Source organism: Paraburkholderia sprentiae WSM5005 (genome assembly GCF_001865575.2).
In the GTDB taxonomy this organism is placed as follows: domain Bacteria; phylum Pseudomonadota; class Gammaproteobacteria; order Burkholderiales; family Burkholderiaceae; genus Paraburkholderia; species Paraburkholderia sprentiae.
The window spans coordinates 1,821,427-1,838,288 of the sequence record NZ_CP017561.2; the positions used below are offsets into that span (position 1 = coordinate 1,821,427).

General features: G+C 64.8%; 15 protein-coding genes. 7 read left to right on the top strand and 8 right to left on the bottom strand.

What is annotated here, in order from left to right; translation table 11 throughout:
* The first annotated feature begins 657 nt into the window (after positions 1-657).
* A complete protein-coding gene (locus tag BJG93_RS08320; protein WP_027197829.1) occupies positions 658-1,350 on the top strand; it encodes an NnrU family protein in 693 nt (230 codons plus the stop codon).
* Positions 1,351-1,456: 106 nt separating this feature from the next.
* Here BJG93_RS08320 and BJG93_RS08325 read toward each other — a convergent pair whose 3' ends face one another.
* Positions 1,457-1,657: a hypothetical protein gene (locus tag BJG93_RS08325; RefSeq protein ID WP_027197830.1), complete on the bottom strand. Its 201-nt coding sequence runs from the start codon at positions 1,655-1,657 to the stop codon at positions 1,457-1,459.
* A gap of 244 nt (positions 1,658-1,901) precedes the next feature.
* Positions 1,902-3,002, bottom strand: a complete 1,101-nt coding sequence (locus tag BJG93_RS08330; protein WP_027197831.1) for an NAD(P)H-dependent flavin oxidoreductase — start codon at positions 3,000-3,002, stop codon at positions 1,902-1,904.
* A gap of 371 nt (positions 3,003-3,373) precedes the next feature.
* Here BJG93_RS08330 and BJG93_RS08335 point away from each other — a divergent pair, with 371 nt between their 5' ends.
* A complete protein-coding gene (locus tag BJG93_RS08335; RefSeq protein WP_027197832.1) occupies positions 3,374-3,970 on the top strand; it encodes a cytochrome b in 597 nt (198 codons plus the stop codon).
* 57 nt (positions 3,971-4,027) lie between these two features.
* Here BJG93_RS08335 and chrA read toward each other — a convergent pair whose 3' ends face one another.
* A complete protein-coding gene (gene chrA, locus BJG93_RS08340) occupies positions 4,028-5,269 on the bottom strand; it encodes a chromate efflux transporter (RefSeq protein ID WP_027197833.1) in 1,242 nt (413 codons plus the stop codon).
* Between the two features lie 154 nt (positions 5,270-5,423).
* Between chrA and BJG93_RS08345 the strand changes: the two genes are divergently transcribed.
* Positions 5,424-5,582 carry a hypothetical protein gene (locus tag BJG93_RS08345; RefSeq protein WP_231337390.1) on the top strand — a complete coding sequence of 53 codons (159 nt, stop codon included), beginning with the start codon at positions 5,424-5,426 and terminating at the stop codon, positions 5,580-5,582.
* Between the two features lie 129 nt (positions 5,583-5,711).
* On the opposite strand, the gene BJG93_RS08350 is transcribed toward BJG93_RS08345, so the two are convergent.
* From BJG93_RS08350 to BJG93_RS08365, 4 genes are all read right to left on the bottom strand, one after another.
* Complete coding sequence (locus tag BJG93_RS08350; protein ID WP_027197834.1) at positions 5,712-6,062, bottom strand: hypothetical protein; 351 nt, start codon at positions 6,060-6,062, stop codon at positions 5,712-5,714.
* A 12-nt stretch (positions 6,063-6,074) separates the two neighbouring features.
* Positions 6,075-6,872 carry a hypothetical protein gene (locus tag BJG93_RS08355; protein ID WP_154671830.1) on the bottom strand — a complete coding sequence of 266 codons (798 nt, stop codon included), beginning with the start codon at positions 6,870-6,872 and terminating at the stop codon, positions 6,075-6,077.
* A gap of 352 nt (positions 6,873-7,224) precedes the next feature.
* On the bottom strand, positions 7,225-8,100 hold the full coding sequence (locus BJG93_RS08360) for a helix-turn-helix domain-containing protein (RefSeq protein WP_027197835.1): 876 nt from the start codon (positions 8,098-8,100) through the stop codon (positions 7,225-7,227).
* Positions 8,101-8,137: 37 nt separating this feature from the next.
* The gene (locus BJG93_RS08365) at positions 8,138-8,707 is read right to left on the bottom strand and encodes a carboxymuconolactone decarboxylase family protein (protein WP_027197836.1); all 570 of its coding nucleotides are present in this window, start codon (positions 8,705-8,707) and stop codon (positions 8,138-8,140) included.
* 205 nt (positions 8,708-8,912) lie between these two features.
* On the opposite strand from BJG93_RS08365, the gene BJG93_RS08370 reads away from it, so the two are divergent.
* Positions 8,913-9,929 (top strand): alcohol dehydrogenase, encoded by a 1,017-nt coding sequence (locus BJG93_RS08370; protein WP_027197837.1) that lies wholly within the window; start codon positions 8,913-8,915, stop codon positions 9,927-9,929.
* 105 nt (positions 9,930-10,034) lie between these two features.
* On the opposite strand, the gene katG is transcribed toward BJG93_RS08370, so the two are convergent.
* Positions 10,035-12,299: a catalase/peroxidase HPI gene (katG, locus tag BJG93_RS08375; RefSeq protein WP_027197838.1), complete on the bottom strand. Its 2,265-nt coding sequence runs from the start codon at positions 12,297-12,299 to the stop codon at positions 10,035-10,037.
* Between the two features lie 531 nt (positions 12,300-12,830).
* On the opposite strand from katG, the gene BJG93_RS08380 reads away from it, so the two are divergent.
* From BJG93_RS08380 to BJG93_RS08390, 3 genes are all read left to right on the top strand, one after another.
* Positions 12,831-14,075, top strand: coding sequence for a tyrosine-type recombinase/integrase (locus tag BJG93_RS08380; protein WP_027197839.1), 1,245 nt, complete (start codon positions 12,831-12,833; stop codon positions 14,073-14,075).
* A gap of 357 nt (positions 14,076-14,432) precedes the next feature.
* Positions 14,433-15,014, top strand: coding sequence for a DUF2760 domain-containing protein (locus BJG93_RS08385; RefSeq protein WP_027197840.1), 582 nt, complete (start codon positions 14,433-14,435; stop codon positions 15,012-15,014).
* On the top strand, positions 15,011-16,858 hold the full coding sequence (locus tag BJG93_RS08390) for an Hsp70 family protein (protein ID WP_027197841.1): 1,848 nt from the start codon (positions 15,011-15,013) through the stop codon (positions 16,856-16,858). The genes BJG93_RS08385 and BJG93_RS08390 overlap by 4 nt, the downstream gene beginning before the upstream one ends.
* Positions 16,859-16,862: the final 4 nt, after the last annotated feature.

The window sequence follows — 16,862 nt, forward strand, 5'->3', positions numbered from 1 at the left end:
CCCATCAAGTTCTGTAATTGTCACGATGACGCCCAAGGGTTGTATTCAATCCGAAATTATATCGTGATTGTCGACGGCGAAAGGCGTCCGAGCCCTTGCTGCTTGGGCCGCCGGGGGGCGCTACATTCATTTATTACCGGCCGAGGACCGTGGTGACACGAGGCGAGGGTACATCAAGTCTCGCTCGTCAACGAAGCTTGATCGCTCACTGCGTATGACCGCAAACGATGCACCAATGCAGTTGCGCATCGCATTAATGTCGAGGTCGCCCGGGCTCTCGAGGGCGCGGCGAACGCCGCCGGAACGGCCGGGTTCTCGATAGATGAGGCGCTCGGCATGAGCGACGCCCGAGTCGCGGTGAAGCGCTACTCTGTAAGGCTGCACTCTAAGCGTAGGCAGCCTTGAGCAGACGCAGTAGTAAAACTTACGAATGCGTGCAACGGTTCTCGAAAAGAACAAATTTCTGCAACGATCTGGGATTGCTTTTTGTAACCCGCCGTGCGAAAAATCGTTTTCCACTAAGCGCATCGGCCAGTCAGATTTCGCCGGTTTGGGAACCGACGTGGCGCAGCGATCAACGCGGTCGTTGCGGCACAACACGTAGTATTCTCCAGTGCACACGGTCGATCCATCATCTGACTTCGAGGAGCCGGGCCAATGGAAAGCATCGAGATACTCGTCGTGGCGGCATTCGCGTTTGTCGGCAGCCATTTTCTTTTGTCCCATCCGCTGCGCTCGGGGATGGTCCATGCGCTCGGCGAACGCGGCGCGATGGGCGTCTATTCGCTAATTGCGATATTGACATTCGGCTGGATGGTCATGGCTTACGACAGGACACCCGTGTCCGCGCCGCTATGGCCGGCCGGCGATGCGCTGTGGGCAGTGGTGACCGTGGTCATGCTGATCGCGTCGATCCTGCTGATGGGCTCGCTGATCCGCAACCCGGCCTTGCCTGCCATGCGCGGGCCCGCCGCGTTTCCCGACACCGCGCACGGCGTGTACGCGGTCACACGTCACCCGATGATGTGGTCGTTCGCCCTGTGGGGACTGTGTCATATCGCGGTGTTCCCGATCACCCGCAACATCGTGCTTGCCGGGGCGATCATCGTCCTCGCGCTGGTCGGTGCCGCGTTACAGGACCGCAAGAAGCAGCGGCTGCAACCGGATCTGTGGCCCGTATGGGAATCGAAGACGAGCTATCTGCCGTTCGCGGCGATCGCCGCGGGCCGCGCGCGGCTGGGCGGGTTCGGCATGCACGCGCTGGCGGGCGGCGTCGTGCTCTGGCTCGTGGCGACCTGGGCTCATATCCCGCTCACCGGCTGGCCCGCCGGCATCTGGCGCTGGCTTTAACCGGCCAGTTGCCGGCCAACGCCGCCGCCGTCATCGAACAGACCCTGCCTGCCCGCGCGATGCGCCCTCTTCTCGCGCCGCGACGCAGGTATCAGCGCCGTTCGCGTTACCACTCCTTGACGGCCACGTCGTAGTTTTCGTCGTGGAATGCGACCAAAAACTCCTCGGGCATCAGCCAGGAGTCGACACTCACGCTTTGCGTGCCAACATCGACGCCGACTTTCGCGTCGGGATCCACCGACTTGATCGCATGCTCGATCTTCGAGACATCGTCGGCGCGGATTTCAGTTTTCATCGAGAACTTCACTTTCCACCTCTGCGTCAGCAAGCTGCGAACAAAGCCGCACATCGCGATCGATCCAGCCTGGCCTGGTCCCGGAGCGCCGTTGCGCGATGCGCGCCGAGGCGAATACACCGGCGACCTGTGCGGCTATATTATTGCGGCAGCGATTCGACCGCTACCGTGGGCGGGCTCCGCCGCGACGCCCGTCTCCCTTATTTTTTGCTCAAGAACTCCTTGATTTGTGCCGCGCTGCACCGAGTCAAACCGCTCACTTCCGCACCGATTGCAGCCGCTCGATACTTTCACGCGTTTCGCGTTCAAGCTGCGCCATCAGTTCGCCCGCGGGCAGCGCACGGGCAAGCGGCGCGGCCTGCCCCGCCCATTGCGCGCCGTAGCCGAACTCGCCCTTGGCCTTGGCGGCCGCGTTGAGCGCCTTGCCCGCGTCATAGGTAATCGGATAGGACGGTGTGCGCGGGGCCTGCGGGTCTTCGCCAAGCGCGGTGAAGCGATTGACGATGCTGCGCGCGAGGCGCCCGGAAATGGCCGAGGTCAGCGTCGTCGAGCGCGCCGCATCGCTGAGCAAGGCGCGGCGATAACCGTCGTCGATCGAGGTTTCCGGACAGGCGACGAACGCCGTGCCCAGTTGCGCCGCCTGCGCGCCCAGCGCGAGTGCGGCTGCGATGCCCGCGCCGTCCATGATGCCGCCCGCCGCGATCACAGGCAGGTCGAACTCACTCACCAGCAGGCGCGTCAGCGCGAACGTGCCGAGGCGCTCGTCGCGCCCGGTCGTGTCGAACACGCCGCGATGGCCGCCCGCTTCGATGCCTTGGGCGACGATCGCATCGACACCCGCCTCGACCGCCGCTGCCGCTTCGTCGAGATGGGTCGCGCTCGCCAGCAAACGGATGCCCGCGTGCTTGAGCTGCGCGATCACCGCATCGGGCGGCAAGCCGAAATGGAAACTCACGACGGCCGGCTTTTCCGCGAGCAGCATCGCCTGCATCGCTGTGTCGACGACGAAGCTCGTGTAGATGTCGCAGAGCGATTGCGGCGGCGTCGCGCCGTATTCGCGGAAAACCGGTTCGAGCCAGTCGAGCCATGCACGTTCGACGGCGGCATCGGCCGTGGCCGGGCGATGGCAGAACACGTTGACGTTGAACGGCCTCGTCGTTAATTCCCGCGTCTGCCGGATCGCGCGGCGCGCGTTTTCCGCGTTCATCGCGGCAACGCCCAGCGAGCCGAGACCGCCCGCATTCGACACCGCGGCGGCCAGCGCCGGCGTGGTGACGCCGGCCATGGGCGCCTGAATGATCGGCTTGTGGATGCCGAGCGCGCGCAGCAACGCGCGATTGTCCGGTTGAATGCTCATGTTGCCCTTCCCACGGATGCGTTAAAAAGTTGGATGCGCCTGCCAGCCTACCAGCCACGCTGCCGAGCATCGGGCCCACCACCAGGCCGCTGACCTGCACCGATTGCAGATTAGCCAGCATGCCATGACCAGGCCAGCCACGCGCGCAAGATGCGCCGCACCCACGCCAACGCCAACGCCGCCGATATACACGGCGACGATCGGCTCGACCGGAGCAAGCGTCGGGTTCATTTAGCTCTACGCGCGGAAAAAAAGGGCCATGCAATCGTGAGACCTAAGGTGGCGATGGCGCCAGGCTTGTCCTACCCTTAGGCAGTGATTCACCGGATCCCGATACGCTCCAGTGGCGCTCATTCTGTTCGATCGACCCGATGACCAAGCTCAAACATTCATCCGCGAGCGCGACGGCAACGCGAATCGCCGCCGGCGATGACCGTACGCAATACGACGCTGTCTCGATCCTGCTGCATTGGATCACGGTGATTCTGGTGTTGGCACAATTCGGTCTCGCCCACACCTGGGGATTTGCGCCAAAACCCACGCGCCACTTGATGATCGTCGGCCACATGTCGTTTGGAATCGTGCTGTCGGCCGTGCTGATCGTGCGCATTGCCTGGCGTCTGGTACCCGGACGTCAAAGTCCCGCGGCTGGCGCGGGGTGGGTCGAGCTGGCCGCGAAAGGCGTTCACTATCTTCTCTATGCGCTGCTGATCGGCGAAGCGGTACTTGGCTTCGCACTGCGATGGTCCGGCGACGAATCGATGAGCTTTTTCGGACTGGAGATCCCCGCTCCGTTCGCGCCGACCAGCAAGGCGACGCATCATGCGATTGGCGAGGCTCATGATCTCGTCGGCTGGGCCATCATCGTCATCGCGGCGGGACATGCCGCCGCCGCGCTGTTTCACCACTATGTGCTGCGCGACGACGTGCTCAAGCGCATGCTGCCCGGAAAAGCGGGCGACGCATAAACCGCTCGCTGCGCTCGATGCCGATCAGTGCTTTTGAAACGCGTGCCGATCAGCCCGTCAGAGCCGGTGCAGTACCGTTTGCGCGACGCCGGCGGCCACGCACAGCACGACGACCGCAAGCGGCGGCACCTTCCAGCGCATCAACAGCAAAAAGCCGATGCACGCCACGGCGAAATCCGTCGGCGACAAAACCGCGCTCGTCCACACCGGCGAATAAAGCGCGGCGGCCAGTAAACCGACCACCGCTGCATTGACGCCGGCAAGCGCCGCCGACATCGCCGCGCGCGCGCGCAGCGCCTGCCACCAAGGCAATGCGGCGACGACGAGCAGCAGACCCGGCAGAAAGATGCCCAGTGTCGCCAGCAGCGCGCCGCTCCAGTGTCTCGGTGGCAGGATCATCATCCAGCCGAGAAACGCCGCGAACGTGAACAGCGGTCCCGGTACGGCCTGCGCCGCCCCATAGCCGGCGAGGAAGTCGTTGGGCGCGATCCATCCCGCCGCGACTGTTGCGCGTTGCAACAGCGGCAGGACCACGTGCCCGCCGCCGAATACGAGCGCACCGGAGCGATAGAACGCATCGAACACCCGGATGCCTTGCGAAGCGCCACTTACCGCCCACAGCGGCAACGCGAAAAGCAGCGCGCAAAAAACCATCAGCGCGGCGATGCCGGCCGTGCGCGACACGTGAAAGTCACCGGCCCGTCGCGCAGCGGGGCGTGGCGCTTGCGCTGGCGTCGTCCGGCACAGCGCGACACCGAGCACGGCGCCGGCGCCGATTACGATCAGTTGGGCATAGGCGGTGGCCAGCAGACTTAGCAATCCGAGCGACGCGAGCGCGATCGCCGCGCGGCGGCGATCCGGACATAGACGACGCGCCATGTCCCACACAGCCTGCGCCACGACGGCCACCGCGACGAGTTTGAGGCCGTGAATCACGCCCGTGCCGAGCGTTCCGCCCAAGTCCGGCGCGATCGCGGCAAAGGCCAGCATCACGAGTACCGACGGCAGCGTGAAGCCGCACCAGGCGGCAAGTGCCCCAGCCCACCCCGCCCGCAGCAGCCCGATCGAAAATCCCGTCTGGCTGCTCGCGGGGCCCGGCAGAAATTGACACAGGCCGAGCAGATCGGTGAAGGCTTCGTCGTCGAGCCAGCGCCGGCGCTCGACGAACTCGCGCCGGAAGTAGCCGATGTGAGCGATCGGGCCGCCGAAGCTGGTCAGCCCGAGTTTCAGAAATACGATGAACACCTCGACAACGCGCGAGAGCCGTGAGGGGCGCGACGACGGCAAATCAGGATCCATGGCTGTGCGGGTTCGAGCGATGCCGACGTCGGCAGGCCCCGGGTTTGACGACGCACAGTATAGAGGTCCGCGACGCGACGATGCGGCGCATTCGCGCACCGTTCTTCAAATGGTTCGACGACGTTCTGCTGAACGCGTCGTACGACTGCCCAAATTGCCATCTGCACGACGGCAATGCCACAACAAGACCGCGATCGTTTTTCAGGTCAACGACGTCAGCGCGACGGCCATCGCCTACCGGCAACTGCATCCGCGGGTGTGCCGCCTCGCGAATGCGTCGCGCGCGGCATTGCGTGCGGCGAACGCGCAATGATCTATTTGCTCAATTGACCCAATAGAAGAAAAATCATACTTCCGTTGGAAAAAAACGTCCTCGTTCCTTTTTCATTGCCCGAAGAAAAGAAACGCACGTCGGTGGCTTTGTTCGCCAGTACTCGCATCGCTATTCAGCGTCAATTTCGAGCGTCTCGAACTCGACGGCCAGCTCCGCGCCGGCCGTTGCGAGGACGATCGCTACCTGGCGCCCCGCCGTCCGAGAAAAACGCTCACTTTTCGAGAGCATGGCGAGCGCGAGATCGTAATTCGCGTCCCCCGGTCTTAGGATCTTTATCTCGAAGACAATATTGTTGGACACGCTGAAATGCTCGACGGTGCAGCGAGTCGTTCCGCTAAAAGTCGCGGTTGCTCGCTTCCCATCATATTCCAACATAACAACAAGTTTATGCCTATCGCGAACGGCGAGCGCGTCGATATTCCAGTCGTGGAAATAATGAAATCCCTCCAGCTTGTCCATCAAAAGCTCCTCTTACCAAGGTAACAGCGAAAAGGCATTTCCTTTGTCTCTGATGCCGTTATCCCAATTGTGGGAATGTGGAATGCCAAAACCGTGATCGTGACCAAAATCGATATCGACGACCGCGTTACCGTCGCCGTCATAAAGGCGCCATTGCTTCTTACCCGATGCATTTTCGAGCCATTGGTTAGGCGGCCCTCCTACCGAGGGAAGCCAAGCCGTTTGCGTGTCGTCGCCGATTGGCATTTCCACGCTGTAGCCGAACGGCTGCGCATTGCCGAGATTCTGCGGCACGCGCGGGCTGTTGCCATAAAGCGAAGTCGCCATGTTCGCGTCGGCTGGTTGTTGTTGGTGGGCGGCGGCAGCACCGGAAGCCTTATTCCGCAGTTCTCCGATCGCCTGCACACACTTGCCCATCTCCTCTCGCTCAGGCACAAAGAGCAGGTTCCCTCCCTGCACTTCGTTGTACAAGGCCGTGGCAATCTGATGGTCGTCCATCGTGCGCATATCGAAGCGATTGCAACTTTTGCCAAGCACGTCGCGCAGCCGGTACGAGTGGTGGGACAGCAGTCGGGATGGCGAATTGCGTTGCAACCATGCTGCGCGCGCTTCCTCCATGCCCTCCACCAGGTCGTCGTGTCCCTCGCGGGATGCGCTGGCCGGCAGTGCAAGATGAAACCACCGGACCACGTCAAACATGTGGGGAGACTGAACCGAAAGATAGAGCGACTGGTGAAGGCTTTTCCAGAAGAAATGTCCATGTTGCCTTTCACCGACGTTGCGACAAGAACCTAGAAAAAGTGAAGTCATCGCGCGTCACAGTCGATTGAAAAAGCACGATTGTGCAACGGGACGCCATCTCATAAAACCCCTGGCTTCACCACGCTCCCCGGACGAATGCCACTTGTGGCGCGCGCACGTCCCAACTCATGGGCCACGCCCCGAAGGCACGGACGCAAAGAAGATCGCCGATCAGCTAGCAGCGTGCGTCGGCAAGGAAATCAGGCCAATCACCAAGCCGAGCAAGCACATTTCGAACTACTGCAGTTCCGACGCCTTTGTGGCCGAGAATGCGGCCCGACTCGCAGGTCGGCACATCGCGCCTGAGAATGCGAAAATCGGTTCGCCGCCCAACGGCTGCTTCGACGTGAAGACTGCTAGATCACGGCCTACGCTTCGCCGACATCGGACGTTGCGGCGACGCATGCGTCGCAAGCAGATGCCGATGACGCGCTTCGGTCGCATCGTCGGCGGGGAACATGCATTCGATGCGCAGCTCCTGGGCGGCCACGTTTTGCGGCGCACCCACGGTCGTGACCATCGAGAAATAGCGCAGCACCGCGCCCTCGCTGACAAAGCCTAGTGGAATCATCGGCATCGTCGCGTGCGTCGTGGAAGCGCCATGATGCGTCTTCCAGTCGCGCGGCACGTCGGGATACCCAAGCAGGTCATCGAGCAGGCGCTTCGTGTTGTCGCCGACCACTCCGCCGACCGACTCGCGATACACCCGTTGCAGCAGGCTTCGCGCGACCTCCTCCCAATCGGCGACGAACGGACGCATGCCGCGCGGATCGAAGATCAGATGCAGCATGTTGCGCGGGCCTTCGCGCGCGGCCATGTCGATGAAACAGTTGAAGAAGCGCGGCGCCGCGTCGTTGGTCATCAGCACGTTCCAGTCGCGGTCCATCACGAGCGCCGGAAACGGCTCATGCTGACGGACGACCCGTTCGAGCGCGCGAACCACGCTGTGCATGTCCTGCGCATTCCATGGTGTTTCCGAATAGATCGGCGCGTAACCGGCGGCGAGCAGCAGCGCGTTGCGCTCGCGCAGCGGCACGTCGAGCGTCTGTGCGAGCGTCAGCAGCGTGTCGCGGCCCGGCACGCTGCGCCCGCTTTCGATAAAGCTGATCTGCCGCTGCGAGAAACCGGCCTCGAGCGACAGATCGAGCTGACTCACGCCGCGCACGTCACGCCAATAGCGCAACAGACTGCCGAGATCGCCCGGCTGCACTTGCGGATCTTGACTCGTGACGTTCATCGTGTTGCCCTCCTCTTGATGCCCGAACAGGACCGCTTTAGCGCATCGGTGTGGGCGTGGGCGCACGCCACGCAAATTCCCCGAACTGCGTTTCGAGCGGCGGCTCGGTCACGCTGCCGGTGTAGTTCGTGATCGTCGATGCGGCGACCACCGCAACCACCTCGAGAATCTGCTCCGCGCTGAAGCCTGCCGCGACGAAGCGTTGCCGGTCGTCGTCGGCGAGGCGGCCGCGCTTTTCGATCAGCGTGCGCGCGAGCGTCGACAGCGCCGCGAGCCTCGCGTTCTCGGGCAAGCCGCCGTGGCGGATCGCCTCGAGGTCGGCGCGACGCAGTCCCGCGTTCAAGCCGAGCGCGGTATGGAACGCGACCGCCCATTCGCTCGCGTTCGTCACGGCGTTGGTGAGCAGCACCGTCTGGATCTCCGGCTCCGTCAGACTGCTCGCATGCACGCGCTCGAACAGGCCGATGAAGCCGTTGATCAGCACCGGGGAAGCCGCCATCGTAGCCGCGATGTTCGGAATCAGGCCGAACGCCTGCTGCAGCTTCTGGAGCACGGGTTTCGATTGCGCGGGCGCGGACTCGATCGTGTGAATGGGATAGCTGGACATGGTATCTCCTTGACGTGTGCGCCATCGGATCGACGGCGCGGTAGTCGAAGCGTAGAGGCAGCCGTGCGGCGTGCCAATTACATCGCATGTCATCGCCATACGCTATGCGACGGCGGCTTGTTTGCAGCGAGCCCCCCGGACGCGGACTAACATGATGGAGTTTGTTCCCCTCTTGCCCCGTTCGTCACTGGAAAGGAAGAACATCATGCCCTCGATGAAAGCAGTCGAAGTGAAACAGCCCGGCGGCCCGCTCGAACTGGTCGAGCGCGACGTGCCCGAACCCGGTGCCGGTCACGTGCGCATCAGGATTCATGCTTGCGGCATCTGTCATAGCGATGTGATGACCAAGGAAGGGCTGTGGCCGGGGCTGAGCTATCCGCGCGTACCCGGGCACGAGATCGCGGGGGTGATCGATTCGGTCGGTGCGGGTGTCGAGGGCTGGCAGGTGGGCCAGCGGGTCGGGGTCGGCTGGCATGGCGGCCATTGCGGCAAATGCGAACGCTGCCGCCAGGGCGATTTCGTGCTGTGCCAGTACGCGCTGATTCCCGGCATCAGCTACGACGGCGGTTACGCCGAATACATGGTGGCGCCGGTCGAAGCGCTCGCGCGCATTCCCGAGGACCTGTCCGATGTCGATGCCGCGCCGCTGCTGTGCGCGGGCATCACGACCTTCAATGCGATACGCAATAGCGGCGCACGCGCCGGTGACGTCGTCGCGATTCTCGGCGTCGGCGGCCTCGGTCATCTCGGCGTGCAGTTCGCGCGCAAGATGGGCTTTCGCACCGTGGCGATCGCGCGCGGTCAGGACAAGGCGCCGCTCGCGCAACAACTGGGCGCGCACCACTACATCGACAGCCAAACGGAGAACGTCGCCGAGGCGCTACAGGCCTTGGGCGGCGCGAAGCTGATACTCGCCACGGTGACGAGCGGCAAGGCGATGAGCGCCGCGCTCGGCGGTCTCGGCCTGAACGGCAAGCTGATGGTGGTCGGCGTCTCCGAAGAGCCGGTCGAAGTGCCGATCGCGCAATTCATCATGGGCCGCAACTCGGTGCAAGGCTGGCCCTCGGGCACGTCGGCCGATTCACAGGACACGCTCGCGTTCAGCGCGCTAAGCGGCGTCAAGCCGATGATCGAAGAGTATCCGCTGGCCGAGGCGGCGCAGGCGTTCGACCGGATGATGAGCGGCCATGCGCGTTTCAGGGTAGTGCTGCGGATGGTCTGACTCGATCAGTGACGAGGCGAACAAAAAGCGCGATTGCCGGCATCCCGGCAATCGCGCATCAAGACTTCGTCAAACCGCTTTCAACCCTTTGCGACAGCGGCTGGATCAAGCCAGATCGAAACGATCCAGATCCATCACCTTGGCCCACGCGGCAACAAAATCGCGCACGAACTTCTGCTGGCCGTCGTCGCTCGCGTAGACCTCGCCCAAGGCACGCAGCACCGAGTTCGAGCCGAACACGAGATCGACGCGCGTACCCGTCCACTTGACCTCGCCGGTCTTCGCGTCGCAGCCTTCGAACGTTTCCGCGGCCTCCGACAGCGGCGTCCATTCCGTACCCATGTCGAGCACATTGCGGAAGAAGTCGTTGGTCAGCGTTTCCGGCCGGTTCGTGAAGACACCGTGCGATTCACTGCCAGCGCCTACCTTCAGCACGCGCAGGCCGCCGATCAGCACCGTCATCTCGGGCGCCGTCAACGTCAGCAGTTGCGCCTTGTCGATCAGCAGCTTCTCGGCCTCCACCGGGAATTTGCCCTTCAGATAATTGCGGAAACCGTCGTGAACCGGTTCGAGCACCGCAATCGCTTCGACGTCGGTTTGCTCCTGCGACGCATCCATGCGGCCCGGCGAGAACGGCACCGTCACCTGGTGCCCGGCGTTCTTCGCGGCCTGCTCGACGCCGGCGTTGCCCGCCAGCACGATCAGGTCGGCGAGCGAAATCTTCTTGCCGCCGGACTGCGCACCGTTGAACTCGCTCTGGATGCCTTCGAGCGCCTTCAGCACCTTCGCGAGCTCGGCGGGCTGGTTGACGTCCCAATCCTTCTGCGGCGCGAGCCGGATGCGCGCGCCGTTGGCGCCGCCGCGCTTGTCCGAGCCGCGGAACGTCGAGGCCGACGCCCACGCGGTCGTGACCAGCTGCGACAGCGACAGCCCCGACGCGAGGATCTTCTGCTTCAGCGCCGCGACGTCGTTGTCGTCGACGAGCGGATGATCGACGGCCGGAATCGGGTCCTGCCACAGCAGTTCCTCGGACGGCACTTCCGGGCCCAGATAACGGGAGCGCGGGCCCATGTCGCGGTGCGTCAGCTTGAACCACGCGCGCGCGAACGCGTCGGCGAACTCGTCGGGGTTATCCATGAAGCGCCGCGAGATCTTTTCGTAGATCGGGTCGAGGCGTAGCGCCACGTCGGTGGTCAGCATCGTCGGCAGCAGCTTTTTCGACGGGTCGTGCGCGTGCGGGATCGTGGCCTCCGCGTTCTTCGCGACCCACTGATTGGCGCCCGCCGGGCTCTTCGTCAGCTCCCAGTCATGACCGAAGAGGTTCTGGAAATAGCCCATGTCCCACTGCGTCGGCTTCGCGGTCCACGTGACTTCGAGACCGCTCGTGATCGTGTCAGCGCCCTTGCCCGTGCCGAAGCTGTTGCGCCAGCCGAGCCCCCGGTTTTCGAGGCCGGCACTTTCCGGCTCCGGGCCGACGTTATCAGACGGGGCCGCGCCGTGCGTCTTGCCGAAGGTGTGGCCGCCGGCGATCAGCGCGACGGTTTCCTCGTCGTTCATCGCCATGCGCCCGAACGTTTCGCGGATGTCGACCGCCGCGGCGAGCGGATCGGGATTGCCGTCCGGGCCTTCCGGGTTCACGTAGATCAGGCCCATCTGCACCGCGCCGAGCGGGTTTTCGAGGTTGCGCCCGGGCGGATCGGTGCGGCTCTTCTCCGTGCCGTGCAGATCCGCGTCGGCGACCAGCACGCCCTCGTCGTCTTCCCTGCCCGCCGCGCCCTTGCCGTAGCGCACGTCGCCGCCGAGCCAGGTCTTTTCATTGCCCCAGTAGACGTCCTGATCCGGTTCCCACGTGTCCGGGCGGCCGCCGCCGAAACCGAAAGTCTTGAAGCCCATCGTTTCGAGCGCGACGTTGCCGGTCAGGACCAGCAGGTCGGCCCACGAAATTTTCTGTCCGTATTTCTGCTTGATCGGCCACAGCAGCCGGCGCGCCTTATCCAGGCTCACGTTGTCCGGCCAGCTATTGAGCGGCGCGAAACGCTGCTGGCCGCGCCCTGCCCCGCCGCGGCCGTCGCCGATGCGGTACGTGCCGGCGCTATGCCATGCCATCCGGATGAACAGCGGACCGTAGTGGCCGAAATCCGCGGGCCACCAGGGCTGCGAATCGGTCATCAGCTCGGCGAGGTCTTTCTTGAGCGCGGCGTAGTCGAGGCTCTTGAATGCCTCGGTATAGTCGAAGTCCTTGTCTAAGGGATTGGAGCGGTTCGAATGCTGGTTCAGCAGGTCGAGGCGCAATTGCTTCGGCCACCAGTCTCGATTGGTCGTCCCGCCGCCGGCGGTATGGATGAACGGGCACTTTGCTTCGCTTGACATGCGTTCTCTCCTTTGGAGGATGTCTCCGTTGTCGATCGGAGTCGATGCGCTGGCACTGGCTCCAATCCCATGCAAGGTACTTGTTATGCGTTTGTCATGGTGTCAGGCTTCCGTGGCAATTTGACGATCCGAAAACCTGCCAGCCAGCCGAATGACTCGGCAGTGCACTGATGAAATCCAGGGGTCTCGAACGGACGACTCCGATCGGCGCGCCACTGCTATTCGAATATAGGCGAGGGCAAAGTTCAATAGAATTCGAATACGGCAATGCCGATAATAGAGGGCGGCTATAGCGGGCCGCCATCCGCGCGACGCGCTGCGTTCGTTACCGGGTGCCGATCGATCGTCTATGCGTCGAAGCTTGAGCGCGCTCGCCTATCTTGCGCCAGGCGCAGCCGACGGTGTGATAGGGTTTCGCGTTTCGTCCGCAACAGAGCGGGCACTGCTTTCTTTTCAGGCACGCTTCTAACGGCGCCTGACCGGAGCAGAATGACGCCACCACCGGCGTACGCCCCAGGAGTGTCCCGAACCGTGTCCAAAGCCGTGCCTGAAGCTGTCCCGAACGCTGATCTCGCCACCGTCCAGCCCGTCGAATCGCTCGTCGTGCCGGAACGGCTCGATGGCCGCGACGGCACCAATCGCGGCGCGGCGCAAACATCGCAGCTATCGGCGCGCAACGATCTCGACGCAGTGCGCGCGTGGCTGTCCAATTACGCGGATACCAAAACCACCTTCGACAACTACCGCAAGGAAGCCGAGCGTTTGCTGCTGTGGGCGGTCGTGCAGCTCGGCAAGCCGCTGTCGTCGCTGACGCACGAGGATCTGCTGCTGTTCAAGACGTTCATTGCCGATCCGCAACCAGTCGCGCGCTGGGTGTCGGCCAACGGCGGCAAGTACGCGCGCGGCGACGCGCGCTGGCGGCCGTTCAACGGGCCGCTGTCGCCCGCCAGCCAACGCCAGGCGCTGATCATCCTGAACGCGATGTTCACGTGGCTCGTCAATGCCGGCTATCTGCGCGGCAATCCGATGGCGCTGCTGCGGCAGCGCGCGAAGCGCTCGGCGCCGCGCGTCACGCGCTACCTGTCGACGTCGCTGTGGGACGAAGTGAAGCTGTTCGTCGAGCAGCTGCCGCGAGACACCGATGCGCAGCGCGCGTACTACGCGCGCTGCCGCTGGTTGACCACGCTGTTCTATCTGCAGGGCATGCGCATTTCGGAAGTGGCCGGCGGGCAGATGGGCCAGTTCTTCAGAAGGCTCGGCGCGGACGGTCTGGACCAGTGGTGGCTCGAAACGCTCGGCAAGGGCGACAAGGAGCGGATCGTGCCGGTATCGGCCGAACTGGTTCAGGAGCTGCGCAGCTACCGGACGCTGAACGGGTTGGCCGCGCTACCGACGCGCGCCGAAGAGACGCCGCTCGTGCTGCCGTTCAAAGGCCGCAACCGCTGCCTGTCGCGCTCGGCGATTCACGACGCGATCAAGGGCATCTTCGCGGGCGCGGCAACCTGGCTGCGCGCGCGCGGTCCCGAATTCGGCGATCGCGCCGATGAACTCGAGCGCGCGTCGGCGCACTGGCTGCGGCACACGGCCGGGTCGCACCAGGCGGACGGCGGTGTCGATCTGCGCACGATCCGCGACAATCTCGGCCACGTCTCGCTGAATACGACCAGTCTTTACCTGCACACCGAGGACGACACACGGCATAGCGAAACCGTCAATCGGCATCGGATGAACTGGGACGACGCGAACTCCAAAGAAGGCAAGGCGGGCGGCAATTGAGCGTGGATCGGGCGTATGGGACGCCCAACCGCGCCTAAAGCGCCTGCGTACGCCGCCCCGCTCCCCCAGCTCCCCGCCAATACCACCCCATTGCCCGCTAGAATTGCCGGCTTTGCCCGCGTCGGGCGCGCCGCAAGGCAAAATACGGGTTTTGCGCGCGCCGCCCGCGCGGCCGACCAGCTCGCCAAGCGTCCCATACCGTCTTGCGGCCCAGCGGTAGCACATCGCCTCGGGCAGGCGCCCCCGGCTGCGCGCCCATCGCCACATCACAGCCCCGCCCGGCCGTCAGCTTCACCGCCCGGCGAGCGCGGCGCGGCGAGGACCGCTCGTCCCCAACACAGCAGATCAGGAGCCTTTATGAGCGATTCGAATCCATCTTTCCTCGGCCGGATTTCGCTGGCCGTCGGCACGTTTTTCAGCATTCTCGGCAGCGGCGAGTTCGCCGCCGACGTACTGCGCCTGCGCAACGGCGAAAAGATCGGCGCGGCCGTGCAGGCCGCCCCCGCTGCGCAACCGGAGCCGCAACCGACGCCACAACGCGCGCCGGTGCTGAAGGAGGCCAGCCCCGACGCCGCGCTGCAGCTGCTCGGCCTGCTGCAGCGTGATGCGCGCTTCATCGATTTCGTCGAGGAAGACATCAAGGGCTATAGCGACGCCGACATCGGCGCCGCCGCGCGCCTCGTGCACGAAGGCTGCCGCGCGACGCTGCGCGAGCACTTCACGATCCGCCCGGTGCGCGACGAAGCCGAAGGCAGCCGCGTGACGCTGCCCGAAGGCTTCGACGCGAGTTCGATCCGTCTGACCGGCAACGTTGTCGGCAGCGCGCCGTTTAACGGCAGCATCAGCCATCGCGGTTGGCGCGTCGACGAGGTGCGTCTGCCGAAGCTCGCGCACGGCCATCACGCGACGGTCATCGCACCGGCGGAGGTGGAGCTATGAGCGACGCACGCTACTCGATCGGCATCGATCTCGGCACCACGCACTGCGCGCTGTCCTACGTGGACACGCACGCGAGCGACGGCGAGAAAACCACCCAGCACGTGCTGTCGATCGCGCAGCTCACGGGTCCCGGCGCAATCGACAATCTGCCGCTGCTGCCTTCGTTCCTGTACCTGCCGCATCCCGACGAACTGGCCTCCGGCGACCTGCACCTGCCGTGGACCGGCCAGCGCGAATTCGCGGTCGGCGAATTCGCGCGCAGCCGCGGCGCCGGCACGCCGATCCGGCTCGTGTCGAGCGCGAAAAGCTGGCTGTGTCATCCGGGCGTCGACCGCCGCGCGGGCATTCTGCCGAACGACGCGCCGCCTGAAGTCGCGCGCGTGTCGCCGCTCGAAAGCTCGGTGCGCTATCTGACGCACTTGCGCGAGGCGTGGGACCACGCGCATCCGGACGCGCCGTTCGGCGAGCAGGACGTCACGGTGACGATTCCCGCGTCGTTCGACCCGGCCGCGCGCGAGCTGACCGCGGAAGCGGCCGAGGCTGCCGGCTTCGCCCGCATGACGCTGCTCGAGGAGCCGCAGGCGGCGCTCTACAGCTGGATCCAGAAGAGCGGCGGGCAGTGGCGCAGGCAGGTCAAGATCGGCGACATCATCCTCGTGGTCGACGTCGGCGGCGGCACGACCGACCTGTCGCTGATCGCGGTGATCGAGCGCGACGGCAATCTCGAACTGCATCGCGTCGCGGTCGGCGATCACATTCTGCTCGGCGGCGACAACATGGACCTCGCGCTCGCGCACGTGGTCGCGCGCAAGCTCGCAGCGCTTGGCACCCAGGCCGACGCCTGGCAACTACGCGCGCTCACTTACGCTTGCCGCGCGGCGAAGGAGACGTTGCTCAGCGACCCCGCCACCGAGACCGTGCCGCTGGTCGTGCCGAGCCGCGGCTCGAAGCTGATCGGCGGCTCGATCCGTAGCGAGCTGACACGCGCCGAACTCACGCAGACGATCCTCGACGGCTTCTTCCCGCAGGTCGACAGCGCCGCACGTCCGGTGAGCCGCGCACGGGTCGGTCTGACGCAGCTCGGCCTGCCGTATGCGCAGGACGCGGGCATCACGCGGCATCTGGCCGGATTCCTCGGCCGTCAGGTCGGCGCGCTCGCCGAACTGGAAGGACTGCGCGAGCATGTCGCCCCCGACGCGAGCTTCCTGCACCCCACCGCGGTGCTGTTCAACGGCGGCGTGTTCAAGTCGACGCTGCTGGTCGAGCGCATCATGGCCACGCTGAACGGCTGGCTAGCGGCCGAAGGCGCGGCGCCCGCGCGTCTGCTCGAGGGCGCAGACCTCGATCTGGCGGTCGCGCGCGGCGCGGCCTACTACGGCTACGTGCGACGCGGCCGCGGCGTGCGGATTCGCGGCGGCACCGCGCGCGCGTACTACATCGCGATCGAATCGGCGATGCCGGCCGTGCCCGGCCTCGAGCCGCCGGTACAGGCACTGTGCGTCGCGCCGTTCGGCATGGAGGAAGGCACCGACGCGCAACTGCCCGCCCAGGAGTTTGGGCTGGTCGTCGGCGAGCCCGTGCATTTCCGTTTCTTCGGCTCGTCGGTGCGTCGTCAGGATCAGGTCGGCACGCTGCTCGATTACTGGGGACCCGAGGAGTTGCAGGAGCTCGAGGAAATCCAGGCGACGCTGCCGGCGGCCGGCCGCAGCGCCGGTGAAGTCGTGCCCGTGAAGCTGCATGCGCGCGTGACCGAAGCGGGCACGCTCGAACTCGAGGCGATCCCGCGCGGCTCGGACGAGCGCTGGAAAGTGGAATTCGACGTGCGCGGCAACGCGAGTGCGTGATTGA

Excerpts from the sequence above, each read along its gene's own strand:
- BJG93_RS08320 (WP_027197829.1), top strand. The coding sequence starts at position 658 with ATGGAAAGCATCGAGATACTCGTCGTGGCGGCATTCGCGTTTGTCGGC.
- BJG93_RS08330 (WP_027197831.1), bottom strand. The coding sequence starts at position 3,002 with ATGAGCATTCAACCGGACAATCGCGCGTTGCTGCGCGCGCTCGGCATC.
- BJG93_RS08335 (WP_027197832.1), top strand. The coding sequence starts at position 3,374 with ATGACCAAGCTCAAACATTCATCCGCGAGCGCGACGGCAACGCGAATC.
- chrA (WP_027197833.1), bottom strand. The coding sequence starts at position 5,269 with ATGGATCCTGATTTGCCGTCGTCGCGCCCCTCACGGCTCTCGCGCGTT.
- BJG93_RS08350 (WP_027197834.1), bottom strand. The coding sequence starts at position 6,062 with ATGGACAAGCTGGAGGGATTTCATTATTTCCACGACTGGAATATCGAC.
- BJG93_RS08355 (WP_154671830.1), bottom strand. The coding sequence starts at position 6,872 with ATGACTTCACTTTTTCTAGGTTCTTGTCGCAACGTCGGTGAAAGGCAA.
- BJG93_RS08360 (WP_027197835.1), bottom strand. The coding sequence starts at position 8,100 with ATGAACGTCACGAGTCAAGATCCGCAAGTGCAGCCGGGCGATCTCGGC.
- BJG93_RS08365 (WP_027197836.1), bottom strand. The coding sequence starts at position 8,707 with ATGTCCAGCTATCCCATTCACACGATCGAGTCCGCGCCCGCGCAATCG.
- BJG93_RS08370 (WP_027197837.1), top strand. The coding sequence starts at position 8,913 with ATGCCCTCGATGAAAGCAGTCGAAGTGAAACAGCCCGGCGGCCCGCTC.
- katG (WP_027197838.1), bottom strand. The coding sequence starts at position 12,299 with ATGTCAAGCGAAGCAAAGTGCCCGTTCATCCATACCGCCGGCGGCGGG.
- BJG93_RS08385 (WP_027197840.1), top strand. The coding sequence starts at position 14,433 with ATGAGCGATTCGAATCCATCTTTCCTCGGCCGGATTTCGCTGGCCGTC.
- BJG93_RS08390 (WP_027197841.1), top strand. The coding sequence starts at position 15,011 with ATGAGCGACGCACGCTACTCGATCGGCATCGATCTCGGCACCACGCAC.